The organism is Belliella pelovolcani (assembly GCF_900156785.1).
Lineage (GTDB): Bacteria > Bacteroidota > Bacteroidia > Cytophagales > Cyclobacteriaceae > Belliella > Belliella pelovolcani.
In genome coordinates this window covers 1-11,452 of the sequence record NZ_FTOP01000028.1, presented here as the reverse complement: position 1 = coordinate 11,452, position 11,452 = coordinate 1, and the positions used below count along the sequence as shown (strand labels likewise).

Annotated in this window: 12 protein-coding genes; 5 read left to right on the top strand and 7 right to left on the bottom strand. The window is 37.5% G+C overall.

Translation table 11 applies throughout. The annotated features are described in order from the left end of the window. The first annotated feature begins 445 nt into the window (after nt 1–445). Nucleotides 446–3,088: a thiopeptide-type bacteriocin biosynthesis protein gene (locus BW935_RS17715; protein WP_076503121.1), complete on the top strand. Its 2,643-nt coding sequence runs from the start codon at nt 446–448 to the stop codon at nt 3,086–3,088. Here BW935_RS17715 and BW935_RS17710 read toward each other — a convergent pair. Both BW935_RS17710 and BW935_RS17705 read right to left on the bottom strand, forming a co-directional pair. After that, complete coding sequence (locus BW935_RS17710) at nt 2,992–3,732, bottom strand: LytR/AlgR family response regulator transcription factor (RefSeq protein ID WP_076503120.1); 741 nt, start codon at nt 3,730–3,732, stop codon at nt 2,992–2,994. The genes BW935_RS17715 and BW935_RS17710 overlap by 97 nt on opposite strands. Then, complete coding sequence (locus BW935_RS17705; protein WP_175606696.1) at nt 3,722–4,474, bottom strand: histidine kinase; 753 nt, start codon at nt 4,472–4,474, stop codon at nt 3,722–3,724. The genes BW935_RS17710 and BW935_RS17705 overlap by 11 nt, the downstream gene beginning before the upstream one ends. Nucleotides 4,475–4,831: 357 nt before the next feature. On the opposite strand from BW935_RS17705, the gene BW935_RS18595 reads away from it, so the two are divergent. After that, nucleotides 4,832–4,984, top strand: a complete 153-nt coding sequence (locus BW935_RS18595; protein WP_217695385.1) for a hypothetical protein — start codon at nt 4,832–4,834, stop codon at nt 4,982–4,984. Between the two features lie 179 nt (nt 4,985–5,163). Here BW935_RS18595 and BW935_RS17700 read toward each other — a convergent pair whose 3' ends face one another. The 5 genes from BW935_RS17700 to BW935_RS17675 all read right to left on the bottom strand — a co-directional run bounded on the left by BW935_RS17700 (nt 5,164) and on the right by BW935_RS17675 (nt 8,040). After that, nucleotides 5,164–5,361, bottom strand: coding sequence for a hypothetical protein (locus tag BW935_RS17700; protein WP_076503118.1), 198 nt, complete (start codon nt 5,359–5,361; stop codon nt 5,164–5,166). 849 nt (nt 5,362–6,210) lie between these two features. Beyond that, nucleotides 6,211–6,474, bottom strand: coding sequence for a hypothetical protein (locus tag BW935_RS17690; RefSeq protein WP_076503116.1), 264 nt, complete (start codon nt 6,472–6,474; stop codon nt 6,211–6,213). A gap of 161 nt (nt 6,475–6,635) precedes the next feature. After that, a complete protein-coding gene (locus tag BW935_RS17685; RefSeq protein ID WP_076503115.1) occupies nt 6,636–6,863 on the bottom strand; it encodes a hypothetical protein in 228 nt (75 codons plus the stop codon). Continuing rightward, the gene (locus BW935_RS17680; protein ID WP_076503114.1) at nt 6,851–7,294 is read right to left on the bottom strand and encodes a DUF5675 family protein; all 444 of its coding nucleotides are present in this window, start codon (nt 7,292–7,294) and stop codon (nt 6,851–6,853) included. Before BW935_RS17680 ends, BW935_RS17685 begins: the two co-directional genes overlap by 13 nt. 2 nt (nt 7,295–7,296) lie before the next feature. After that, nucleotides 7,297–8,040: a hypothetical protein gene (locus BW935_RS17675; protein WP_076503113.1), complete on the bottom strand. Its 744-nt coding sequence runs from the start codon at nt 8,038–8,040 to the stop codon at nt 7,297–7,299. Nucleotides 8,041–8,333: 293 nt separating this feature from the next. Between BW935_RS17675 and tcmP the strand changes: the two genes are divergently transcribed. Genes tcmP through BW935_RS17660 form a run of 3 tightly spaced genes read left to right on the top strand, consistent with a single transcriptional unit; the run spans nt 8,334 to nt 11,114 of the window. Further along, the gene (gene tcmP / locus BW935_RS17670) at nt 8,334–9,455 is read left to right on the top strand and encodes a three-Cys-motif partner protein TcmP (RefSeq protein ID WP_076503112.1); all 1,122 of its coding nucleotides are present in this window, start codon (nt 8,334–8,336) and stop codon (nt 9,453–9,455) included. An 8-nt stretch (nt 9,456–9,463) separates the two neighbouring features. Next, nucleotides 9,464–10,192, top strand: a complete 729-nt coding sequence (locus BW935_RS17665; protein ID WP_076503111.1) for a DUF5131 family protein — start codon at nt 9,464–9,466, stop codon at nt 10,190–10,192. A 55-nt stretch (nt 10,193–10,247) separates the two neighbouring features. Next, a complete protein-coding gene (locus BW935_RS17660; protein ID WP_076503110.1) occupies nt 10,248–11,114 on the top strand; it encodes a competence protein CoiA family protein in 867 nt (288 codons plus the stop codon). Nucleotides 11,115–11,452: the final 338 nt, after the last annotated feature.

Here is an 11,452-nt window from a genome sequence, read left to right as displayed (position 1 = left end):
CTGACCAACTCTCCATATATCGCCGAAGGCAAATATCTACTTTATATCGCAAAGCATATATCAATCTCTACCCCCTTTAACCTTTTTCCTTTTCCCTCAAACCCCCTAAACAGTTAATAAGCCCCGACACTTCGGGGCAATTAAACAAATGCTTTCCCCTTCGTAATTCGATATTTTACAGATGAACTTCGAATTCTAACCAACTCTCCATATATCGCCGAAGGCAAATATCTACTTTATATCGCAAAGCATATTTCACTCCATTTCCTTCCAACCCAATCCCTCAATCCCCCTCCCGACCCCTCGGGGAACTAATCCCCAATAACTAAATCCCCCATTCCCCCAATATCCCCCCCAAACCCCACCTTCGACCCCTCTATTTGCTCACTTGTCGATTCTTTTTGCTTTTCCATGAAAATCAATACTATTTCATCGCAAAAAAATCATGGACTTTATCATCAGACTTCCTTTAATAGATTTTGATATTGATGACCTAGACCTAGTTGCGCAAAACTTCAATCGAATAAAAAACAAAATCAAGTACAGCTCTCCAATCCTCTATCAAGCAATTTGTAATGAATCTTTCAACACCTTAAATGATAAACTCAAAATTAAAGTCCTCAAATACCTAAAAAGAGGTAAATACAGAGCAGTTCCATTCGCAGGATGGTCAGGAATAGGTGTCGGTAATTGGGCACCCAATACCCATATAGATTGCAATAAATCCTACAATATCCAAGCAGCATCCAAAAACCCAAGATGGGAAAGTTTCTTAAAATTAGGCCCTGAAAGAGTTTCCAGCTTCCAGGTCAACCAAACCATTTCATATGAAGGGGATGCATGGATTTTCCATACTTTCACTCAATCTGATGATCGGACAAATGGAGCATGGGACTGGGTAAAAGTGGAATATCACCCAGCATTAGAAAAAGTGATCAACTACCTAAAATCACTGAAAACAATAACAATCCCCCATATCCTAACTATTCATAAACATGTAGAGATTGAAGATATTGGTCAAATAATATATGATTTGATCTCCGTAGGAATGTTAATTCCAAAATACCCACCTCAGCGTAAAAAAACACTACCTGAAAATCATAATGATACAGAAGATACTTATATTCAAGGTGAATTTTTTCTAGATAAAAGCATTAAGATCAAGTTAGATCATGCTTCACATGCGATAGCCACCCTTTTGGAGCCGAATAGATCAAGGGTATTGGATAACCTAACACATAAACTACAATCCACCTTTGACGACAGATTTGTACCACTCGATCACTTATTGCACCCCCATTTCCAACTATGGGAAATTTTTGATAATCCTATTCAAGAAGCATCAACTCTCCAAAAGGAAAATCACTTAATTCAGAAATTATTGGAACTCAATTTAGAAGAAGCCACTGAAATTGATATTACTGATCTTGGCCCAGGCATCATACAGCCCAATGAAATCGAATCCTGTGATTACTTATTCAAGATTTCTGAAAGTGGAAGAATAGTCATCGATAACCTCCTGATCAATCAAAAGGGGAAGCTCAGCGGAAGGTTCAACCATTTACCAAATTGCGAATGGCTAGCCTACCAGTCCACGGCTGATATAGCACTCAAAGCCGAAGTCCTAATTTGTGAAGCTACAAATGTCCATCGAATTTTCACCGGAATCCAATCCAATATACCTTTCATAATTCTTGATGCTCTTGGCAAAAGAACAAATACCGATTTAGAACCAAGTGAGTTATTTCTCGGTATCGATAAAGGCAGATTGAAGCTTGTAAATAAAGAGGGACTGCAAATCATTCCACAATTTCATACCCCAATTTCCTACACCAGGTTGACACACCCTCTGGCCAAAATCCTTTGGCATTTTTCTGAAGAGAATCTCCCAAAATGCTGCCTATATCAAAATATACACTTTCTCAAACTGCCTAAAACGCCCAGGATTATTTGGAATGACCTCATATTGATGCCACAAAAATGGTTCTTTGAAGATATATGCATCAAAAATCCTGATCAATTAAGGCAGTTCATCCAACATCACCGATTGCCCAAAAGCTTTTTGTTTGGCGAATCAGATGCCGAGTTGCTGATTGATACAGACAAGCCATCAGATTTATTGATATTATTAGACGAGTTGAAAAATAAAAGCACATTTTTTATCTATGAATGGATCAATACCATGATGCATACAGCCAAAGGATACCTTGCAAATCCACAATTTCATTACTGCCACGAATCAGGACGCAGTTTAAATAAACCCAAAGTTCATTTTGTCAACAAGATATATAACCAAAACCAAAACTGGACTTCAATCCATATTACTGTGAATCCGATTACAGTTGAACCGACATTAAGCAAAATATTGAAAACTTATTGCAGGGAAATCAAAAAGATGAAATGGTACTTCTTGGTATATGATGCCAACAAAACTGAAATCAGAATTCGATTTCAAACCAAAAGGAAACCAGAGAATGATCAAATCATCAAAAATTTAATAGCAGAAATCATCATGGTAGATGGAATCAAAGCTATTCAAAAAGTACCTTATAATCCAGAATATGATAAGTATGGTAAAAAAGGAATGACTGTATCAGAATCGATTTTCCACCTAGAATCTCAATTCTTATGTGATATCCCGAATTTAAATGAAATCAAATCAATGGATAGGGTATTGACAATAAGTTTAATATGGTCTAAAATTCTTATTGATCACTCAGCCCAAAACTATATAGCCTACTACAAAAGTATTTATGCCAACTATGACAACTATAGCAAAAAGTCACTTCAAAGAAAGTTTCAAGAGCATAGAAATGACGAGGAACTATCATTTGCTGCCACTCAACTTTTTGTAGATTTGATTGAAGCGCTAGATAAACATCATTTTGATGGACTAGAAGGCCCACTTTTTACCATGCTCAACCATATCCACATGTTTTGCAATAGATTCATGTTACTAGGGGAGGAGGAGAGAACTGTTTTTTATTTTATCTATAGACACCTACTCTCCAGAAGCTTAAATAAATCTGCCCTGTATGATGGTCCAATTGGGATTTCTATGCCGTCCTCTAATATTGCTTTATCATAAATACACTTCCTGATTTTCCTTACATTGACCACATATGATTTATGAACCCTGACAACCATTGGGTCTTCTATAGACTTAGTGATATCATGTAGACTGATTTGATAAAGCAGCTTTTTCTGTCCTGATGAAGCAGAGAAATAAATCTCTGCATAATCTTTAGCACCCTTGAAATACAGGACATGATTCAAATCCAATGATTCTATAATATACGGGTTATTACTTTTTATAAACATCTTCTCAGGCATCACCTGAAGCATTTTTTCTTTATGACTTTGAATCGCATACTTAAGCTTATACTTCTCTAAAATATCCGATATGCCCTTTTGAGAAATAGGTTTGTGAATAAAACCCACAATATCCAGATTAATACACATATGTGCAGACTCCCAAACCCCAGAAGTGATGGCTACAGCTATATCATGCGAGATCATCTGCTGAGCCACCCAAATTCCATTAGTATTTGGCATATGTATATCTGTAATCAAAAGATCCAATTCTTTCTCTAATGCCAATGACATCGCTTTCAATGGACTATCCTCTTGAAACAGAACGTCAAAATCCCCCTCTTCTTTGATATAATGTGCCATCAAAGCCAATGCTTTTGGTTCATCATCCAGTATTCCTATTTTAAATTTACCGCTCATATTTCAATATTAGGTTTAGTGTGAACAAGTCGCCCTGAGAGAAATAGCTCAAATCATACCGATCATCAAAATATGACTTCAGAATATGAGATACAGCCAGGAATCCAGATTTTGAGGATATCACCGCTTTGTTATTTTCATTTACAGCATTTTTAATGGCTACTAGCACAGTAATATACTTTTCATCAGGCAGTATACTTATCTGAATGATTGGAGCACAGTTCTGATCATTGACCCTACCATGCTTAAAAACATTCTCTACCAATGTCAATAAGGTCATTTTGGGGATTTCTAATACACTGCAATACTGCGCTTCATCCTTTAATTCGTAGCTTAAATGCAGCTTTTTACCGTATCTATGCTTTTGAAACTGAATGAATTTCTCTATACAAGCCAATTCTTCCGAGAGTTTGATAATCTTCTGAGTACTATTCGTGAAGCAATATGTCAACATCTCAGTAAATGTCACCAAATTATCCTTCGCCCTTGCATCCCCAAGTATAAAATCCGACTGAATAGCATTTAATCCATTTGCAATAAAATGAGGATTCATCATAAGTTGATACTGAGCCAACTCAGCCTGTCTTGCGGCCAATTGTATACTGTACTGTTCCTTCAATTTTTTGAAGGAAATAAGAATAAAACACACCAAGGCAGCTAAAATGGAAAAATGGAAACAGCGAATAAGCTCAATCATAAAAAACTTTAAGTAGGGCATTTCCATTGCCACTACTGATGGCATTAAGAGCCATTTTAATTGGATGATGATTACAAGCAAGAGAATAAATTTCAATAAAATATACCGCTTATTCTTTAAAGGAATACTCCTTGGTATGACCACAAAACAGGTCCCATAGAAAAATATCAAAACAAAAATAAAATTAAATAAGGAGCTAAATAGCTCAACTTGATCAGGGTCAATTAATAAAGAACTGACATAATCAATCAAAAAATAAACCATCCAAAACAAGAGATTATTCTTAGGCGATAAAATGTTCGTCCTTACCATATCCTCATTCAACCGTTCAATTTGCTCACTTAGCGATTTCATTTTTTAAGTTTTATATGAATTGATAGATTTCCCGAAACAATAAATCATATGAACATGAAAACCAAAAACAACAGCTTTCGCATAAAACGAGAGCCTCTAAGAACTGCTCAAAACAATTTGAACAGCTCTAAAAACAAGACTGGTAGAAGATTCACAGGCAGCATTGTCCGTGTCTGCCTGGAAGAAAAAGGACTTTATTGATCTCTAGACAATATTTCAATAAAGCCTTGAATTCGGTTCAGGATTGAAGTTTGAGCGCTTCCCTGATGACATCTTAAATAATTATTTTCTTAAACGACAGCGTTTCGTAAGATACCGGATATAGATCCGGCGGGTTTGTTAGAGCCCAAAAACGGGTGCAGTCTCAGACTGCACCTTATTTATTTCAAGTACTTTTTGAGCAAATCCATAGGAATTCCATGAAAAGTAGCATATTCTTCAATGGTCACCATTTGATGTTCAGGCTTATTAAAGTACAGCTTCACCTTCTTCAGGACCGCGTATGCATATGTCTTGCTACGTCCAGAAATTGTCATGATATCCTTGGCATAAATAAAACACCTGTCTCTCTGAGGCATTATTTGTTTTAAGTCAAAGAAATACAAAATATAAAGGAGTTTGTAAAGCTTAAAAACACTCCTTTGATTACAAAAAACCTTCCCCAAAACTAGAAAGGTACCCCATTAGCAACAATTATTTCACTAATAAACCACCAATAACCACCATTAAACTAATCATTGTAAGTATAATATGCAAATTTTAAGAACACAACTTATTACTTATCAGTCCCCTTCAACCTTTTCCCGCTTCTCTTAATTCGTCCAATTCCTGCCTAACAGCAGACATCCGTAGTTCCTTTTTTCCCTCAAACTTTCCCCTTTTTTCTTTACCCTTCCACCCCTCCGAGCCTCCGTGGAAATTACCAAAGTACCTCTGCGCGTGCCCTTCGTGCCAATCCTAGCGCTTCAGCGCTCTAAATTAAAAAACACCCCAAACTCCCTTATCCATTTTAAATGCAACCTGAACATCTCAAACTCCTAATACTCCCCTTCGTGAAATTCGCGCAATTCCTGCCTGGCGGCAGACAGGCGTGGTATCCCTTTTTCCTTTAACCTTTTCCTCCCAACCCCTCCGTTGCGCCCGCTGCGACATTTCGTTGCGCCCGTCGCAAGAACCCAACTCAATTCCTCAATCCCCCTCCCGACCCCTCGGGGAACTAATTCCCCCAATCCTCCCCATCTAAATTAAAAAATCCGCGTAATCCGCGTAATCTGTGCGAGCCTCAATTTTCCAACCCTTATTAACTAATCCCAACCCCCAATAAACCAAAGAAGGCCTTCCCATCTCCGGAAGACCTTCTCAAATTACACCCGACCTTTGAGGTTTTCAAAACCTCGAAGGTCTCCACAGGTTTGAGTCAAGCAAAACTAAGATTTGCTATCAACACCCTTCTTCCTCGACTTTGGCAACACCGGCTTCTCCTCAGAAGTAGCCTGTGCTATCACAGACAACGAAGATCCCACTGCCAAGGCATACCCGGCAGCTGTTACAATGATCTCTGGAATCACATCAGGAAGAGCCAAAATAGCTCCTGCGATGCTGACCAGTATCAACCCTATATTTCTGATTTTCTGAAATAGGGGAGGTTTCGGCGACTGCCAACCTTTATTCAATGCTTCTAAAGTATTCATGATGCTTAATGGTTTTACATACCCGCTTTCTTCAAAGTATATCTTTCCCTCTCCATAACTTGAGTGATCAACTCCATCGCCCGTCGACCTTTAATCACCCATCGCCATACCAAGAAAGTATATCACTAGCCTTACTCGCGGATAATGATGTTAATTGTTATTTAAGTTGATTTTCTAAGAGTCTCAGACCCTTTGATAATGACCTTTTTAAGCCATTTCCTGATAAACTCCTGCTCAGACCTAAGCTTAATGCAAAGGTGCCCGAGTTTATGCTGCTCTAGTTTCATGTACCTGATATCCTGTATCAGCAGATGAAGAAAGTAGGCGATGATGGAGAGGAGGAGTGAGACCACCCCTCCAATAATTGCCTGATAGACTATACCATCCATCTCTGCTCAAGTTTTGCCAAATTCAATGCATTACTTGGATTACTTCTAATCTCTAGCAACACATCTTCTTTTGACTCAAAGACCGAGAATACCAATTCCTTGAATTTCTCAAAGGCAAGCCTAGATTGGGATCCTTGACCCTCGCCCCTAAGTCTCGAAACTGGAATTATACTCCCAGGTTTTTCTTGCTCAAGATTACAAGATGGAAGGATCTTGACTTTTCCCCTGCCTGGTACATCAAACAACAGTAAATGAAGCTGAAGCTCCTCGTCATAATGCTTTTGAAGAGGATATATCCCTTCCGGAATACAGGAATCAGGTTCATTACGGTTCCATGGCCATTCTATGGTATGACAGAGCTTGAATTCATCAATCTTAATCGTACCATTGGTGCCACATGGCCAATATTCACGTTCCAGATACAGTATCATAGCTATTCTACAAGCATGATTCTGGATGAATTGTGAATCTTGTTGTTCAGGTCATAGAGGTTTTCGTTGACCTCCTGCAAGTATTCAATACCCATCGCATAAACTTTCGTCGTGTCAGGAGTACTGAGCTTTGGAATACTGAAACTAAATCCCGACACAACTTCATTCGTGATCTCTACCACTGGACTAGCTACATAAGTAGATTCTGATGTATTCTCGTCAGCATTGATCGCTGCAGCAGAGAAAAAGAATCTAAAATGTGTAGCACCCGTAGGCTTTGATACCTTGATAGAAGGCACAAAATCATGAAAGTTGGCAGTTAACTCACTTGCATCATTTTGTAAATCAAATCTTGCATAGACTGTGGTACTCCATCCTGCATTGATGTTGAATTGGAAACCTAGCATCAGTGACATATCCCCCTGACTGAATTGACGCAAACCCCTTCCATTCACCAAATCAGACTTGATGATCTTCATGGCCATGGCATAGAGCCTATTATGAGTTCGTAAGTCTTTAGCCCTTAAGGTAATCTCCCTAAAAGCACCCTTGAGCAGTTGTGATGCTGCTGCTGCTCTGGCGAATTCAGCTAGATTTTCTCTGGTCCGTTGAAATGCCGGATCATTCATAATCTTGTTTTTGCTGACTCCGCCCTTTTGTCTTGCAAAGGAACCATTCGCCCCTTTGTAGAAGGTCACATCCCCGATGGTCCCTTCTAACTTGATAAAACTGGTCTGTCTTGCCATATGATCTATGGTTTAAGTGAAACATGACCAAATTTGGAACTAAAAAACATCCCTTCACAACGAAAGTGAACTATAAGGAAATAAAGGAATCTTAGGAAAATAAGGACTGTTTTTTCATACAAAAATCCATCTTTCCCCATCAGTACAGCAAGATACCGCCAGATGTAAATCACCAGGCTTAGATTGCATCTAAGCCTTTTTTTAAACCCCTTCCAACCTAAAAATACCCCCAACAGGGTATTTTTTCTTAGCAAAATCTACTATAGTTTTAAAATATAAAAATATGTTTGAATATGAAGGATTCACAAACTACAATGTATGATCACTCTGAAATAAAAGTAAGGTTGCTTGATACATACATTCAAAAATACCTAAACATATTAAGTAGAGCTCCTCATATCTCTAAAGTCCATCTCTATGACCTTTTTTGTGGTGAAGGAATTTATGAAAATGGAGGTGAAGGAAGTCCGATAATTTTCCTTAAAGCTATAAAAAACGTTTTTTATAGGAATCAGCATCAAGGTCAGAAAACTATACCTGTTGACTGTGTTTTTAACGATATCAAAACTTCTAAAACAGAAAAACTTAAAAGAATTATAGAAGAAAAAAAACTTCATTACCCTAGCTTTGGTGATCTTAGGTTTAGAAACATAAACTATACGGAAGCTATCCCAAAAGTTATAAGGCAAATTTCAAGATTGAAAAATGAAAAAGCATTCGTTTTTATTGATCCTTATGGATATAAAGAAGTGAGAGCGTCACATATTAAATCTATTCTTGATACTAAAAGGGCTGAAGTTCTATTATTCTTACCAACTCAATTCATGTTTAGGTTTGAAAGAAAAGGAGCTCCCGAGGCTCTTTTAACTTTTATAGAGGATTTAGTCCCTAAAGGGATGTGGCCAAACTCCCATACTGGTATTGACTTTATCGAAAATTTAAAATCAATTTTTAGGGAGTACCTTGGTGAGGATCATTTTGTCGATACTTTTATAATTACACGCGAAAAAAATCAATATTTCTGTCTCTTCTTTTTTACAAGCCATATTTATGGTTTCGATAAAATGTTAGAAGCAAAGTGGGAACTTGATGCAGAAGAAGGAAGAGGCCATTCAATTGTTCAACCGGAAGCATTGCCATTATTCAGTGATCCGTCTATTAAAATTAATAATAAACTCGAATCGTTTTTATTGGAATTTTTAGAAGAGCCTAGAACGAACGGAGAGATATATAAGGCCATCCTACATTTAGGCTTCAAACCAAAACATGCAGTGGATGTATTGAAAACCCTATATTCGAGCAGCAGAATTTCTGTGACACCAATTGGCAGAATAAAAATCAAAAAAGGAGCGTTTTACATTAATTATTCCGAATTTTCGGAAAATCCTAATAAAGTATCAATCCAACTAAAATAACTCAAAACATGGCACAAACATCAATTGAATGGACTGAACTGACCTGGAACCCTGTGACAGGTTGTACCAAGATATCTGCGGGTTGCAAATTTTGCTATGCAGAAGTGATGTCCAGGCGATTAAAGGCCATGGGTGTAGATAAGTATAAAGATGGATTCAAAAAAGTTAGAATTCACGAGGATGCCTTAAGGATTCCTTATACTTGGAAGAAATCCAAAGTAGTTTTTGTCAATTCTATGTCAGATCTTTTTCACAAAGATGTTCCGCTAGAATTTATTCAACGAGTATTCCAAGTCATGAGGGACAATGGTCAACATGTTTTCCAAGTCCTGACCAAAAGAGCTGATCGATTGGCAGAGATTTCGGATCAGCTAACCTGGCCCCACAATATCTGGATGGGAGTTTCTGTAGAAGATGAAAGAGTTACTGAAAGGATCGATTTTTTGAGAGCTTGTGGTGCTCGGGTAAAGTTCCTTTCCTGTGAACCCTTAATAGGTCCACTTCCCAATCTCAACCTCAAGGCAATCGATTGGGTCATAGTAGGAGGGGAGAGTGGCCATAATCCTCGACCAATGAATCCCGACTGGGTATTGGATATTCAAGAGCAATGTCAGCAAGCTAATGTCGCTTTCTTTTTCAAACAGTGGGGAGGAAAAAATAAGAAAAAAGCTGGTAGAGAACTCAATGGTAAAACTTATGATGAAATGCCGGAGGTTGAGTTGCTTAGAAATATTTAAGACTACTTTATTATTAGGAGATTCATTCAATTGTGCTTGCTGTTAAGAATATTATATGCATAAACTAGAATTCGGCCTGAAAAACAATGAATTAGTCACAATTGATGATGTGGAAGGTGGTTTGGCTTGTGATTGCATTTGCCCTAATTGTAATAAACAATTAATTGCTAGAAAAGGGGAGCTTAAAGAACATCACTTCGCTCATTATAAATCTGATGATTGTAATTACGGTACAGAAACAGCAATACACCTATTGGCTAAGGAAGTCATAGCTAAGGCAAGTCATTTCACCACGCCTCAGCTCTTGTTAAATGACAAATATTATGAAATTTTCGACGAAATAAGTATTCCTATTGACCAAGTTTGGGTCGAAAAACATCAGAAACATTTTATTCCAGATATAATAATTGAATCAGGAGGCAAAAAGCTATACATTGAAATCATAGTTACTAATAACGTTTCTTGGCAAAAGATGCAATTGATAAGAGATAGGAATCTCCCTTTCATTGCTTTCAATGCATTAAGAATAAAAAACTATTTAAGAAGGAATTTTAAGGATTTGGGCAATGATGAAAACTTCATAAAAGAGTTAGTTGAAGGAACTCGTCATAAGTACTGGCTGCATAATCCCAAAAGAGAAAAAATCAGAGAAATACTTTCAGAAAATTATGCCGAAGTTAAACCAATTAAGTCATTTGGGAATTATAATTTCGAGTATGTTGCTGATTGTCTGCTTGAAAAGAATGAATGGAAAAGTAAAAAACTTCAAGGACAGTTCTATGCCAAGCCAGAAAAAGACTGTGAGAAGTGTCGCTTTTTTTTAGGCCAAAATAGAATAGATTCAAGAGAAAATGTTCACTGCATAGCATATATGCAATTTGAATTAAACGCTTTAGTAAAAAAGCTATCTAAGAACATATAAATTGGACACTACTCATCTTCGAAGCTATGCTCGCGAATATCCAAACTCCCAAATTCAACCAAAAAACCAAAACAACCGCTTCCTAAAATCCACCAACCAGCCTACTATTCCACCTAGCAAGCCCTTCACCCTGCGGATGTCAGTCAACAGCCACTAACCTCCCGATCACTATCGGCGACCTGAATAGATGAATGCATCAATCAGAGATTTTTTTGAGGGCTTTTGGCTAGTGGGCTAAATGTTAGTATCCGTCCGATAAACCCCATATTTTCTGATTTCTGTTTGGTTCGTAATCTTGCGTCATGAAAAAGATTAGCAACGACGAATATTACAAGCTG